At 72.3% G+C, this 14,564-nt stretch carries 9 protein-coding genes; 7 read left to right on the top strand and 2 right to left on the bottom strand.

Translation table 11 applies throughout. From position 1 onward, the window contains the following. The first annotated feature begins 4 nt into the window (after nucleotides 1-4). Genes ACWC5C_RS13670 through ACWC5C_RS13640 form a run of 7 tightly spaced genes read left to right on the top strand, consistent with a single transcriptional unit; the run spans nucleotide 5 to nucleotide 9,215 of the window. Nucleotides 5-1,297, top strand: a complete 1,293-nt coding sequence (locus tag ACWC5C_RS13670) for a hypothetical protein (protein WP_450875592.1) — start codon at nucleotides 5-7, stop codon at nucleotides 1,295-1,297. A gap of 2 nt (nucleotides 1,298-1,299) precedes the next feature. Beyond that, complete coding sequence (locus tag ACWC5C_RS13665; RefSeq protein ID WP_450875591.1) at nucleotides 1,300-3,294, top strand: hypothetical protein; 1,995 nt, start codon at nucleotides 1,300-1,302, stop codon at nucleotides 3,292-3,294. Then, complete coding sequence (locus tag ACWC5C_RS13660) at nucleotides 3,291-4,427, top strand: hypothetical protein (RefSeq protein ID WP_450875590.1); 1,137 nt, start codon at nucleotides 3,291-3,293, stop codon at nucleotides 4,425-4,427. The genes ACWC5C_RS13665 and ACWC5C_RS13660 overlap by 4 nt, the downstream gene beginning before the upstream one ends. Nucleotides 4,428-4,429: 2 nt before the next feature. Then, nucleotides 4,430-4,966: a hypothetical protein gene (locus ACWC5C_RS13655; RefSeq protein WP_450875589.1), complete on the top strand. Its 537-nt coding sequence runs from the start codon at nucleotides 4,430-4,432 to the stop codon at nucleotides 4,964-4,966. Beyond that, nucleotides 4,963-6,819, top strand: a complete 1,857-nt coding sequence (locus tag ACWC5C_RS13650) for a hypothetical protein (protein WP_450875588.1) — start codon at nucleotides 4,963-4,965, stop codon at nucleotides 6,817-6,819. Before ACWC5C_RS13655 ends, ACWC5C_RS13650 begins: the two co-directional genes overlap by 4 nt. Before the next feature lie 5 nt (nucleotides 6,820-6,824). Then, the gene (locus tag ACWC5C_RS13645) at nucleotides 6,825-8,939 is read left to right on the top strand and encodes an ATP-binding protein (protein WP_450875587.1); all 2,115 of its coding nucleotides are present in this window, start codon (nucleotides 6,825-6,827) and stop codon (nucleotides 8,937-8,939) included. Between the two features lie 6 nt (nucleotides 8,940-8,945). Further along, nucleotides 8,946-9,215: a hypothetical protein gene (locus tag ACWC5C_RS13640; protein WP_450875586.1), complete on the top strand. Its 270-nt coding sequence runs from the start codon at nucleotides 8,946-8,948 to the stop codon at nucleotides 9,213-9,215. On the opposite strand, the gene ACWC5C_RS13635 is transcribed toward ACWC5C_RS13640, so the two are convergent. Beyond that, nucleotides 9,203-9,856: a hypothetical protein gene (locus ACWC5C_RS13635; protein WP_450875585.1), complete on the bottom strand. Its 654-nt coding sequence runs from the start codon at nucleotides 9,854-9,856 to the stop codon at nucleotides 9,203-9,205. The genes ACWC5C_RS13640 and ACWC5C_RS13635 overlap by 13 nt on opposite strands. Before the next feature lie 19 nt (nucleotides 9,857-9,875). Beyond that, nucleotides 9,876-14,444, bottom strand: a complete 4,569-nt coding sequence (locus ACWC5C_RS13630) for a phage tail protein (protein ID WP_450875584.1) — start codon at nucleotides 14,442-14,444, stop codon at nucleotides 9,876-9,878. Nucleotides 14,445-14,564: the final 120 nt, after the last annotated feature.

The following is a 14,564-nucleotide window of genomic DNA, read 5'->3' as shown; positions in this document are numbered from 1 at the left end:
GGGCATGACGGAGACAGAGACATCACGGTCCGGCACGGAGGGGTTCGACGCGCCACCGCTGCGCCGACTGCGGTACTTCCACGGCCAGATGCTGGGCGCCCGGGACTTCCAGCGCGAACAGGACTACCACCGCGAGAAGTTGAAGCTGCGCATGCGCGCCCTGCTCGGCTACGGCGTGGTGTGCGGCCTCCACGTGGAACCGGCGCGGCGGGACGAGGACGACTGCCCGCCGGACGACGGCGGGGAAACACCATCCGCCGAGCAGAGCGGTACGGAAACACCCGCCGAGCAGAGCGATACGGAAACAGCGCGGCACCACCGGCGCCGGGCCAAGGTGACGATCACCCCCGGCCTCGGCGTGGACTGCGATGGCAACGAGGTCGTGGTGCGCGGCGGCTGCGTGATCGACCTGTGGAAGGCGCTGCCCCCGCACGAACGGGACACCGACACTGTCTGGGTCGGCGTCGAGTACGCTGAGCGGCCCGTCGAACCCACCCGCGCCGTCTACAACGACGCCTGCGCGGACACCTCCGACTGCGAGTTCGGCTGGACGGAGGAGTGCTACACGGTACGGGTCACCGGGTGCGAGCCCCCGGCCGACGAACGCTGCGACACCTGCTGCTCGCCGTGCGAGCACAAGGTGCTGTGGCTGGCCAGGATCGACTGCGTCGACTGGTACGAGCCGGTGCGCTGCGACCAGATCCATATGAACGTTCGCCGCGCCTTCGGCCGCCACGTGCCCACCGTGATCACCGGCATCAACTGGATCCACGGATACACCTACACCATCGACGAGGCCAAGGCCCTCCTCGGCACCCAGGACGAGGACGGCGGCCTCGTGGTGCGGTTCTCCTCCGGCGTACGGACCGACACACTGCGGCCCGGCGTGGTGGAACTCCAGGTGATCGAGGGCGGCAGCGGACGCAACGCCTCCACCTGGTACATGGGCGGCAGGTTCGCCGAACCGGACCTGGAAACCCCGGACCTGGAGACCGAGGACGGGTGCGGCGAGTTCACCGACCATTTCCGCTACCGCCAGACCACCCGCGAGACGCTGCAGGACGGCGACCGCGTACTGATCACCGTCCGGGCCGCGTTCATCCTCGACCGCTGCTGCCGCCCGGTCGACGGCACCCATGTCGGCGGGCGCGTACCGACCATCGACGACCACAACACCCGGTCGGCCGCGCACGGCGGCGGCTGCGACCTCCCACCCTCGGGCATCGGCCCCTGGACGTCCGGCACCGGAGCGGGCGGGGACGTCTTCGAAAGCTGGTTCTTTGTGAAGGAGCGCTGATCATGCGAACAGACTGCGGATGCGGCTGCGGTGGCGACGCCACCCGGACCTCCGCCTTCGTACGTCCTCGCTTCTTCGCAGGGCAACTGCTGACCGAGGACGATCTCAGCCTGCTGCTGGACTACACGACGGCGAAGCGCAGACTGCACAACCGGTCGCTCTACGGGCCGGGCGTCATCTGCGGCCTCGGCGTCACCTGCGACCCGTGCGGCGGCGGAACCGTGGCCGTCCATCCCGGGCACGCCCTCGACTGCGCCGGGAACGACATCGTCGTGCCCTGCACCGAGCGCGTCGACGTCCGGGCCCTGGTGCAGGAGCGGCGCATCAGCGCCCTCGGCGTGGACTGTGGCGAGGACTGCGACGATGAGGGGGACCGGCGCTACGGGCTCTACGTGCGCTACCAGGAGCTGCCCGTCGAACCGGTGGCCCCGTACGCCACGGAGGAGCCCTGCCCCTCACCCGGATGCGTGCCCTCCAGGATTCAGGAGGGATTCCGCTTCGTCGTCAAGTGCGACGACTCCGAGGACCACCGCCACAACCCCGGCACCCGGCTCCTCGCGTCCATCGGCGACCTCCCGCGCGCGGACCGGGCCCGCATCCGCGACCGGCGGCTCGGCCTCTACACCGACGCCCTCAACCTCGCCTCGACCGGCATCGGCCGCACCTTCCGCTTCGACGCCGCCGACGCCCAGCGGTACGCCACCGCCCTCGCCTGGCTGCGCGAGAACGCGGCCGGAGAGGGCCCGCCGCCCCCGCCGACGGCCCGCGAGATGACCGAGCACGTGCGCGCGCTCGCCGCCGCCGTCGCCCGGTTCGACACCTACGATGCGGCCGGGCAGGGCCAGCTCCGGCATGACTACCCCGACCTCGCCACCGTCCAGGAGGCCCGAGGCGTCCTGGGCACGGCGTGCGAACGGCTCCGAGCCGCCGACGCGGAGGCGGCGTGGCCCGACCCGCTGCACGCCACGATCGCCCACGCCGTCGTCACCGAGACCGCGGCCCGGGTCGTACCGCAGCGCGGAAACGAGGACGCGCCACTCGAACTGCGCATGCTCGCCCAGGGCACCCCGCTCGGCCACGCGCTGCGGGTGGAGTTCCGCGCGGACCTCGGCCTGATCCGCGAGTGGCTGCTGTGCCGCCTGGACCAGGCCGACGGCCTCGCCGACTGCGCGCTGCGCACGGACGTCGCCGCCGCCGACGTACCACCGCCCCTGCCCGCCCCGCCACCGGACAGCACCGAGACGGCGACCATCGCCGAGGTGCAGCAGATCGCGGAAGCGGCCGCGACGCTGGCCACCGCCCTCCGCCGGTTCCTGACCGACGCGGCGTGCGCCACGCTCAACCCGCCCTGCGGCGACTGCACCGACACCGATGTCCTGCTCGCGCGGGTGGAGCTGGACGGCTGCGACGTCGTACGGGTCTGCTCCGCCACCCGGGAACAGGTACTGCCCGGTGGCTCGGCCTACGGCGAATGGCTGCCCAAGCTCTACCGGCTGCGCGAACTCGCCGAGCGCGTGTGCTGCGCACCCCTGCCGCGATACCAGAAGCCCACCCTCCCGACCGAGGGCCCGGTGGCGCGCCCGTACGCGGACGGGCTGCTCGGCGACTGGCCACGCGGCGGCGACCTGGAGGAGATGCTGTCCCTCCTGCTGACCCCCGCACCCGGCGAGACACCGCCCAAGGCACTGCACGAACAGGTCTACACGACCCCCAGCGAAGTCACCGACAGCATGCGGGAACTCGCCCGGCTCAGGACCCAGGTCGCCGACCTCACCGCCGCCGTGGAGGGCCTGCGCGCCCACCTGGGCAGCACCGAGACGCAAGTGGCCCACCTGGAGGAACACCTCGGGCCGCGCGACGACACACCGGACGCGGACCCGGACGAGGGCGCGGGAGCGGACCAGGCGCCGGATCGTTCGGACGCGCCCGCCAAGCCCCCGGCCAAACGCACCCGGTCGCCCCGCCCCCGTACCCAGAAGCCCGGTGAGACACCATGACGGGCCCCCTGCGCCCCGCCTTCCACGAGGGCCAGGTGCTCGCCGCCGCCGACCTGTCGGCCACGGTCGAGTACGCACGCGGAAGCGCCGCCCGGCACGCCCGCCACCTCCACGAGTGGGGCGTCGTCGAAGGCCTCGCCCTCGCCACCCAGCCCCGCACCGACCCACTGACCAACGCCCGCTATACGGAGGTGAGCGTCGCGGCGGGCATCGCCGTCGACGGCACCGGCCGCGAGCTGGTCGTCACCGGTCCGGTCGTGCTGCGCGAAAGCGACTTCGAAGAGGTCAACGGCGCGGACCAGCCGACGGACGAGCCCTACCCGGTCTTCCTCACCTCCGCCGACCGCGAACCGGCCCAGCGGCCCGGACCCGTCTCCTGCTCCGGCGGCGCCACCAAGACCCGAGTGGAGGAGTCGTACCAGATCCTGTTCGGCCGCCTCGGCGACGAGCGGCTGGTCGCGGAGCAGCGGCCGCCCGCGATCGGCGACCCACCGGCCGACCCGCCCGCCCGCTGGCTCGTCCTGCTCGGCTACGTCCGCTGGACGGACGGCCACTTCAGCGGCGTCGAGACCACGGCGCGCGGTGTCGGGGTCCGTTACGCGGGCGTGCGCGCGGACACCGTATCGGCCCGGTCGGGCGCACTGACCCTGCGGACGGGAGCGGAGGCCGAGGAGGGCAAGCCCGCGCTCGTCCTGACCGGCGGCGACACACCGAACCTGGTCTTCGGCCTCTACCAGGGCAGTGGCACGGTCGCACCACTGATGACCGTCGCCGCCAATGGCAACCTGACCATCGAGGGCAGCTTCAGCGGCCGGATGCCCGCCGGGAGCACACTGGTGGCATCCGGCACCGCCACCGACGGCATGCTGCTGCCACTGCCGTCCGGCATCACCCCGGAACAGGTGGCGGACGGCCGGGTCGTGATCCACGTCCAGCTGACCCCGCGCATACCGCCCCTGCCGGAGGCGACGCTCTACAGCCCGGTGGAGGCCACCGTGGACGCCGACCGTCGGGTCCGGTGCCGGGTGCGCCTGCACAACCCCCTGGTCACCCCGGCCAAGGTGACCGAAGCGCCCGGGGCGGTCGACTTCCTCGTCGTGGCGACGGTCGCACCAACGAACGGCGGTGGCTGACGATGGCTCTTACCGTGGTGTACGCGGCCGACACCGGCCATGTCGTGGGCGCGCTGGCCCTGACCGGCACCGCCACCGCCGCCTTGCCCGAGGCGGCCGACCTCGTCGGGGCCGGGCTGCCGCTGCGGGTCGCCCTGGGCGACGGCCGTATCGCGACCCTTCCGCTGAGCGCCAGGGAACTGGCCGTGGCGGCCGTGGACGACGAACCGGGCGCCCTCGCCGAGCCGTTGGCCTTTGGCGTCGAGGTGACCACCGACGGCAAACCCAAACCGGCGCTGGTGCGCCTCGCGTCGTGGCCCGACGACATCGCGCTGGCCACGGACGGGCTCACCCTCACCGTGAAGGTCGCCGTGGCCCGCCCGACGCCCGTGGTCGCCCTGGTGTCCGACGAGCAGAACACCCATGTGCTGGCCGGGGAGATCCCCGCTCAGCAGACCCAGGTGAAACTGCCGGTGACCCTCGTCGCGGGCGATGTCCACGGTGTGCTGGTGCTCGCCGCGGGCTGGGCGGGCCACCTGACCATGGAGAAGGTGACATGAGCGCCCCCACCGCGCCGGACACCGGCGAGACCGGAGGTCCCGGTGAGATCACGGTGCACCGCTGCACCGTGACCGTGGTCCGGCGCGGTGGGTGGAGCTGGGGGCCCGATCCACGCGGCCTCGTCCGCCACGTAGTGGACTCCCTCCCCGAGCTGCTGGCGGACCACTTCGCCGAGCGGCTGGGGACGGACGGACCGGACGTGGAGATCACCGAACCGCTGACCGTCACCGTCCGGCCGGGCCGGACGGGCAGCACCGGCCAGGTCACGAGCGGCGGACCGCCCGTCGAGGTCCACTTCGCTCCCGTGCCGATGGTGGAGATCCCCGCCGACGCGCCCGACACAGACCTGGACCGTGTGTCGTTGGAGGAATCCTTCGCGGCGGCCCCCGTCCCGCCGACCGCACCGAGTGCCGCCGCGCTCTTCGCCGAACTCGCCGAGCGCGGCGAACTGGACGCGCTGCTCGCGCTGTTGCCCGACGCGTCCGTACGGGCGTATCTGCCCGCCCTCCTCGGCGCCGACGACGCGACGGCCGCCCGGCTGCTCGCCGAACTCGTCGTACGGACCCTCGCCACCGGGACCGCCGAAGCGCTGCCCGAGCCGCTGCGCACCGCCTTCGCGGCCGTGGGCACCGACGCCGCCGACCTGCCCCGGGCCCTCGCCGCCTACGTGGCGTCGGCAACCCCCGACGAGACGCTACGGCTGGCCCGCACCCTGGCCGCCACACCCGGCCCCTCCACCCAGCAGCCACCCCCTCCGGACCGCACCACTGATCCGCCACCCACCACCACAGACGGCGACACCAGAGCGGTGGAACCCAAGGCGGCGCGCGCCACACCGATGGTGCCGCGCACCACCGGCGAGGTACGGGTGTGCTCCGCGCTGCCGTTCCTCCTCGCCGGGCCCCTGGGCCGCATCGGATACCTCGACGCGATCGGGCCCGCCCTGGCAGGTCTCGAACTTGCCGAGGACGCACCGCTGTTCGCGGCGGCCCTCGCGTACAAGGTGCTGGGTCCGACCGCGCGCGGCTGGCGCCGCACCGAGCGGGACGGCGAGGCGGCGGCCGCCTTCGCCGGTCTCCACCCACCCGTCGCCGAGGAACAGCTGACCGCCTTCGCCCGCCAGGTGCGCCCCGCGCTCCCGGTCCTCGACGGCGTCCTGGCGCTCTCGGTGTGCCGTGGCCACGACCCCGCCGATCCGCTCCTGATCACCGGCGCCGACGACGCGCTGCTCCTGATCGACGCCCAGGGCATGTTCCCCATCGCCTGGGCCACGGACGCCACCGGGCTGCTGCCGTACTGGCAGGCGTCCGGGCGGCCGACCGTACTGCTCTGCGACGGCCCCCTGCCGCCCGGCACCCTGCGCGACCTGGCCACGGGAGGCGTACCGTTCCTTACCGGCGTACGGCCGCTGCGCGGCGATCCGGTGGCGCGGCTGCCCTGGCGCACCCCGCTGTGGACTGCGTCAGGCGTCACCCCGGACCTGCGTCACGCCGCCGAACTGCCCGCCCACGCCGAGCGGTTCGCGGACCTGGCCACCGCCCTGGTCACCGAGCGCCGGGCGGTACCGCTCGCGCCGGACCGAGGCCTGGAACGCACCGTCACCCTGGCCGCAGCCCTCGGCCTGGCCACGATCGCCTGGACGCTCTGGCGCGACCGCGAGACCCCCGATCCACTGCTGGCCCTGCGCCGCTTCGCCGACCTGGAGGCCACCGTGCGATTCGAGTCCGAGGCCGTCCGGGTCCGCGTACCGATGGGACGGCGCCACACGGACCTCCTGCGCGGCGGCCTGCTCGCCGACGTACCCGACGTGGTCTGGCTGGGCGGCCGGACCCTGACCTTCTCGGCCGGGTGAGGCACATGGGCGAACCAGCGGTCGAACACCTGCGCATGCGGCTGGCCGACACACACAGGGCCCTGCACGCCGCCGTCGAACGGCAGGCACAGCTGGCGGCCCGGCTCACCCGGCCGGACCTCACCCCGTACTGCGTCACCGACGAACAGGTCGGCGTCCTCCTCGGCGAAGTGCACGCCTTCTCCGATGCCATGGCCGCGCCGTACGCCCCCCGGCGGCAGGAGCCGGAGCCCGAACGTGACCTGCGGCGGCGCGCGTCCGCCGAGGGCACCACGCTGCCGCTGGACGCCCTCGCCACCCGGTTCGGCCTCACCCGCGCCGAGCAGGACGCGCTGCTGTTGGTCGCCGCGCCCGAACTGGACCGGGGCTACGAGCGGATCTACGCCTACATCGTGGACAACCTCAACCGCCGCCTCCCCAGCGTCGAACTGCTGGTGACCGTGGGCGCGGGCACCGGCGCCGACAGCGCGCCCGCCCGCCTCGCCCTGCGCCGCTCCCTCGGACCGGCCGGGCCCCTGCGCCGGTACGGTCTGCTGCGCGCCCACGGCGAGGCCCCGGTCGAGCTGGCCCAGGAACTGGTCCTCGGCCCCGGGGTGCTGGACTTCCTGCTGGGCTGGGGCGGCGACGTCGGACTGCTCGGCCACGACCCCGGCGATGTCGCGCCGCCCGAACCGCGCGTCCTGTCCCCGCATCTGTCCTCGGACCGGCTCATCCGGCTGGGCCGCGCGCTCGGCTCTGGCGACATCGACCTGGCCGGGCTGTGGGGCTGCCCGCCGGGCGGCCAGCTCGACGCCGTCCAGGCCCTGGCCCGGGCCGCCGGAGCCCCGCTGCGGACCCTGACCGCCGACCCCGAGGCCGACCTGCGGACGGCCGCCGCGCTGGGCGCGGTGCTGTGGATCCCCACCGACGACCTCCACGGCGAGCAGCAACGGCCGCACGTCGACGCGATCTCCGCCGCGCTGCCGCGCTCACGCGTACCGGTGTGCCTGACCGGCCTGAAGCCGTGGCGCCCCGCAGGCCTGCTCGCCGCCCGCGCCTACGCCGAACTCACCGTCCCCACACCGGAGTTCACCGACCGCCGGGCCATGTGGTCGGCCGCGCTCCCGGACCTGGACGGGCCGCTCCTCGAAGACCTCGCCGTCCGGTACCGGATGAGCGGCGGCGAGCTGCGCGCCGTCGCCTCCGTCGCGGACGCCGGGGCCCGGCTGGCGGGCAACGGACACCCGGAGCCGGTCGCCGACCATGTCGAACCCGCCATCGCCACCGTGACCCGGGGGCGCAGCGGCAGCGCCGTCCACTCCATCGTGCCCCGCCGCACCGTCGATGACCTGGTCCTGCCCGACGTCCAGTTCCGCCAGATCCTGGAGATCGCCTCGGCCTTCCGTGCCTGGCCCCGGATCTCCGAGAGCTGGGGCTTCGCCCGCCGCTCGGGACACGGCGGGGTAAAAGCGCTCTTCACCGGAGAGCCCGGCACCGGCAAGACCATGTCCGCCGAGATCGTCACCGGCATGCTGGGCCTGGAACTCCTCAAAGTGGACCTCGCCCAGGTCGTCTCCAAATGGGTGGGGGAGACGGAGAAGAACATGGAGACCGCCTTCCGGCAGGCCGAGGAGAGCCAGGCGGTGCTGCTCTTCGACGAGGCCGACGCCCTGTTCGGCAAGCGCGGCGAGGTCAAGCACGGCACCGACCGGTACGCCAACCTGGAAGTCGGCTACCTCCTGCAACGCCTGGAGGCCAGCGACGGACTGGTGATCCTCACCAGCAACCTCAAGGACAACATCGACCCGGCGTTCACCCGCCGCTTCCACTTCGTCGTCCACTTCCCCCGCCCGGCCGCCGCCGAACGCCGCAGGCTGTGGCGCATCGCCTTCCCCCCGGAGGCCCCGCTCGCCCCCGACGTGGACCTAGACGCCCTGGCGCGCCTCGACATGACCGGCGCGGGCATCACCGCGGCGGCCCGCACCGCCGCGCTCTCCGCGGCGGACGGCGACAGCGCTACGATCGGGATGCGCGATATCGTCCGCGGCGTGACACGCCAGTTCCAGCGCGAGGCCCGCCTGCTCCGCCCGGCCGAACTGGGCCCCCACGCCCACTTCCTCGACGACGCGACCCAGGGGTGACCGCCGATGCTGCCCACCGAACCTCCGCTCTCCCTGCACCGCCTGGTGGCCCCGATCCCACCGGCCCGAACCCCGGAAACCGCGGCCGCCACCCACCAGACCCCGGCCCCCACTCCTGCCGCGCCGCAGCCGGCGACCCCGCTCGACCGCCTCCTGGCGGTGGGCCAGAACCAGGTGGGCAACGCGGCCGTGGCGGCCCAGGCGAACGCCGTCCCGCACCCGCCGGTCGTGGTGGCGGTGGTGGCGCCGAAACCGAAACCCCCTCAGCCCTCCTGACCCCCGGCCACGCGCCCGGCGACCTGCCGCTGCAACTCCTCGACCCGTTCCAGCGACGCGTACGCCCGGTCCACCTCGTCGTCGTCCACCGAACCGGCGCCCCAGTTCGAGGGGGAGCGCAGTTCCTTCTCCAACCGGCGTACGGACGTGGCGTGCTCGGCGTGCAGGACCTCCAGCAGGGACCCGCCACAGCCCAGGGCGTCCCCGGCATCGGAGGACTCGAAGAGGCGGAAGACCGTGGAACGGCCCGCCCGCAGCTCGTCCATCCGGTAGCAGACGATCCGGTCTTCCCTGCCGGGATCGGCGGCGGGCACGCGGACCAGCGGCATCAGATCCGAGTCCTGGGCCAGGAGCCGCAGTTCGGTGTCGACCATGCCGTCGGGCTCAGCCGTCGGACCGCCCCGGCCGGGCGGCACGGCCAGTTGCCAGGGCTGGTTGGTGAAGAGCGCCAGCAGACGCAGCCGCCACAGCCCGCCTTCCGCGAGGACGAAGATCTCCTCGGGGAACGCGACGCCATAGCACTCGCGCAGCACCTCACGCGGGCCGAGCCCTGTCCCGTACAGCGCCAGCGCCAGCCGGGCCATCGACGCGTAGTCCTCGCGTGTCGCTTCGGCGCGCAGCCGGTCGACGTCATCCGTCATCGCGGATCTCCCGGGGTCATCACCGGCCTCCTCGCCTGCCGCCTCGTGCGGACGGCTTCTTCGTGACGGCGTCCAGCGCCCGGCTGATGTTCTTCCAGAGCTTGGCGAGCTGGGGAGCGGTCATCGCCGAGATGATCTCCTGGGTCGTCTCATGCGCCGTGTCGACCGCCTGCTTGAAATTGGGGTCCTCTGCCACCGCCTGGAGCCTGTTCAGAGCCTCTACCTCGGCATGGAGCCGGGCCTTCAGCGCCCTGACGGCCCGGCTGTCGGCCGTCAGTCTCGGGTTGTCGGCCATCAGCATGGCGGTGTCCTCGACATGGGAGAAGATCTTGTTCTGCAGGAGGCGCTGGGCTGTCTCGTCCAGCCCCGCGGTGGCGCGGGTGAACTCCCTGGCCAGGGTACGGGCGCTGGCATTCGACTGCGACTGGATGATGAGTGCGTACATCCGGTGGGCGGTGCGCAGCACCTCCTCGCCGCCGCGCACCCGCATCCTGCCCTGCTCGGCGCGGCGGGCGGCCAGCGGGGTGACAGTGAGGCCACGGGCCTCGTCGCCGGGGAGCGGGCTCGTGCCGGTGCTCGCCTCCGGCGCGTACGCCACGGAGAAGTCGCTGCCGAACGCCTTCATGAGTGCGATCTTCATCGCGCGGCCCTCGGCACCGCGCACCCCGAAGAGCAGGCCCTGGACCTCCAGCAGGGCGCGGCCCCGGGCGTCCTGGAAGATCCCGCCGACGCTGCCCTCCTGCCGGTCCCACGCCTTGATGAGCATGTTCGGCTCGGTCGGGTAGAGCATCTGCGGATACTTCCTGGCGATGCCGACCCGGATGGCCCGGTCCAACTCGTTCGCGAGCCGCGTCAGTTGCTTGGCGCGGCGGTCGGCCTTCCGGCCCCAGTCGAAGTCGTTGAAGTGGTAGCCGCCGATCGTGAGCAGCGGGTGGGACTCCATTTCGCTGAGCACCTTCTCGTACGCTCGCAGCACCCCCACCCCGCTGATCGCGGCGACACCCGTGTCGGCGTCCTGGCTCACGATATGGACCTGCTGGTTCACATCCTTGAGGATGTTCACCGCGGACCTGGTGTACTCGGAGCGGATCACCTCGTCGCGGAAGACGCCGTAGGGGAGCGAACCCTTGTCGCGCAGGCCCTTCTCGTTGGCCTCGGCCCGTCGTTTGTTGGACCCTTCGAGCTGCTGGTAGGCCGCGCGGACCTCCTCGATGTCGACCTTGCGCTTCCGCTTGCCCTTGACCCACCTGGGGGTCCAGACGAAGCCGAACACCGCCATCAGCAGCTCGGGCTTGCGGCCGACGCTGCCGATGGCACCTCGGATGGGGTCGCCCTCCTGCGGGTTGAGCCGTTCGAAGGAGTTGATGCCGATGACGACGGCCGTCCGAGCCGCCGCCATGTCCTGGGCGTGCAGCGCCCCCGTACCCCGCCACGCCTCGTCGAGATAGCGGGTCGCGACCTTGGGGTTCTTCGTGATCTCGGCGGGGATGGCGGCCATGTTGACGACGAAGCCGATCCAGCGGTCGTTCCCCTCCATGGGCTGGTCGATCGGCTGGAGCTGAACGACCGCGAACGGATGGCGCTTGATGGGGAACTTCCCCTGCGCCCGGTCGATCCGATACGGGAAGAGCTCCTTGTACGACGTGCTCTTCGAGGGGTTGATGGTCACCATCACGGAGAAGCTGTCGGAGCCCTTCTTCTTCAGCTCGATCCGGGTGAGGCGATGGCGCCGCTTGATGGCCGGAAGCCCCTCCCGTACCGACTCCTCGGTGGCCCCTTCCTCGCCGAGCAGGCGCGTCGCCTCGCGCACGGCGGCGTCCAGGGCGCGCTGCGTGTCCTTCGTGGGCCGCTTCTTCGTGCGGTCCTTCCGCCGGTCCTTCCTCGGACCCTTCCTCCGGTCCGGACGGCGCCGCTGGTCCGGACGCCTTCGCCTGCGTGGCCTGCCCGGCCGCTTCCGGTCCGGCTTCCGCTTCGGTTTGGGCTTCGGCTTCTTCTTGGTGAACTTCGGCTTGATCTTGGCCCAGAGCTTCTTCACCAGGCCCACGATCTTGTCGATCACCCAGTCCACGGCCCGGCTGACCGGCTTGGACATCGCCTGGACGATCTGCTTCACGCGGGAGGCGATCCCGCCCACGCCCAGGACCGCCGCCAGGACGCCCAGCAGGACCGGGATGGAGCGGGCCAGGGCGCGTTCGATCAGCCCCGGCACGCCGCCGCTGCCGCCTCTGGCGATGGCGATGACCGCGTCCAGCACGGCGTTCACGAACTCGAAGATCTGGCGTGCCTGGGTGACGATGAAGCGCACGAAGTCGATGATCAGCTTCACCGCCCGGATGAACGCCGACGCGGGGTTGAGCAGCGAGAGCACCCACATGATCCCGGCCTGGATGATCGTGGGCGTCACATACGCGATGACCTTGTCGAGCAGCCCCTTCTTCAGATCGCCCACGCGCGTCTTGAGGTCGTCCCACATCCCCGCGACGCCCCGCTTGCGGGTCTCTGCGACCAGTGGCACCGAGGTCTCGGCCGCCGTGACCGCCGGTTCCATCTTGGGGACCTTGCGGACGATCCGGGCGCGGATGTTCTGCCACGTCAGCCCGAGTACGGAGCCGAGCATCTTCAGGACGCCCTGGGCGTCGAACTTCGACGGCACCTCGATGCCCGCCTCGGCCGTCTTGCCCAACAGCCACGACAAGATGCCCTGTTGCAGATGGCGGCCGATGTTCGCCAGGAACTGCCGCAGACCCGCCCCGACGGCCGACACCAGATTGCGCAGGAAGCCGATCGGGTCCTTGAGGATCAGCATCACCGCCTGCGCGGCCTTGGCGAGCACCGACAGCAGCAGCCGCTTCAGCTCCAGGATGGTGTTGATGACGGCCTTGACCGCGCTCACGGCCTTGTCCACCAGGCCCTTGTTCTTCTCCTTCTCCGCGGCGATCTCGTCGTCGACCGACTTGAGCGCATCGGTGTACTTGGTGGCCAGCGTGTCGACGAGCTGGGTGCCCTTGTCGTCCACGGACTGCGTGAGTTCGTCGAACTTGTCGGTGAACTCGGCGGCCGCCTCCCGGCCGATGGACCGCAGATCGGCCGGGAGCGCCTGTACCGCGGCCTGCAGCTCCGTCCGGCCGTCCGCGATGCGCCGCTTCGCCCGGTTCAGCTCCCCGCCGATGGTGTCGGCGACGTCGGAGATCACCTGCCGCATCCGGCGGACGTAGTTGTCGCGGGCCTCCTCGAAGATCTTGTCGGCCTCCGCGGGCAGCCCCGCGAACAGGTCCCGCATCCAGCGCAGTTTGCCCGTCGCACCCGAGTACCGCCTGCTCTTGTACTCGTCCATCTTCCGCTTGTGTTCGGCGGTGAAGTCGTCCCGGGCCGCCTTCTCATCCCTGCCGAACTGGTCGTCTACCCGCTTGTCGAGTCCGTCGAGGATGGACTCGACGTCCTTCTTCATCGTGTCGAAGACGCCCTGCAGTGTGGCCGTGACCTGGGCCCGCTTGTCCTCGTCCCGGCCCTTGGCCCCGGACTTGCCCGCGCCGACCTGCTGCCCGGTGCGCACCCGGTGCGCGCCCATCGCGCCCATGGCCGCGGCGCCGAGCCGCTTCGCCCGCGCGGTGGAGGCGTGCAGCTCGCCCGCCTCATGCTTGCGCAGCTGCTTCGGGGCCGCCGCGGAATGCCGTTCGGCGGCCTTCTTCTCGCCCAGTGCCTTGCCGAACGTGGGCTCGTTGGACTTCTTCAGCTGCGCCTCGGTGACCTGCGCGTCCGCCATCCGCTGGTCGACCTGGGCAGGCCCCGCGGACATGTCGGTGGCCGACGGCGGCAGCTTATCCGGTACGGCGCTCGCGGGATTCGGCGTCCCCGGAGTGCCGGGCGGCCGGTCGGCGGCCAGCGGTACGACCTTCTTGGGCACCGCCGCCGAGGTGTCCGGCGGCGCCGCGGTCGTCGTGGCGATCTGCTCGGCCGAGTCCGTCTTGCCCTCGCCGACCTGGTCCTGTACCTCGGCCCGCACCTCATCGGCCTTGCCGGAGTCGGCGAACTTGTCCGCCTCGTCAAGATTCTTCGGCGCCTTCTCGGCGATCGCCTTCTCGACCGCCCTGATGAACGCTTCCTTGTCGAACTCCTTCGGCTTGGCCTCGTTCATCTTCTCGGCGTTGGCGGTCTTGCCCTGCGCCTCTTCGTCGTCCTTGGGCGGCAGGGCCGCGTCCTGCGCCGCCGTCGCCTCGGTCTTGGGAGGCGGGTGCGACGTCGCCACCGAGCGCTTCTTGCGCCGTACGTCCTGCTTCAGCGCCGCGAACTTCGGATCCGCCTCCGGTCCGGGACGCGCCGCCACCTCAGCCCCGCCCCCGGAGGCCGCGGCCGCCGCGACCGCGCCATTGCCGACCGTGTCCTGCCCGGCGCTCGGCTGTGCGGCCGACGCGGGCGGAAGCGGCGCCGGTCCGCGCCCGGCGGCCAGCGCCGCCGACACGGCCGCGTTGGACGCGGGGAGCGGGGTTCGCGCGGGGCCGGGGTCGCGTGCTTCCGGACGCTGCCGCACCGGGGCGGAAGCCGTCTTCGACGACTTTGGCCGCGGCGCGAGGGCTTTGGGCGGTGGCATCGGTCGGAACCCCTCCCACAGCACGTTCTTCCCGGTGAAGCGTGCCAGCACGGGCGTGACGCGACCGTCACCCCGCTGTCCCCCCAGCGTCTCCACGAGCCCGGACCGCGTATCCGCCCG

Source organism: Streptomyces sp. NPDC001700 (genome assembly GCF_053596435.1).
The sequence above is the reverse complement of the archived record's forward strand: the minus strand, read 5'-3'. Positions and strand labels throughout refer to the sequence as shown.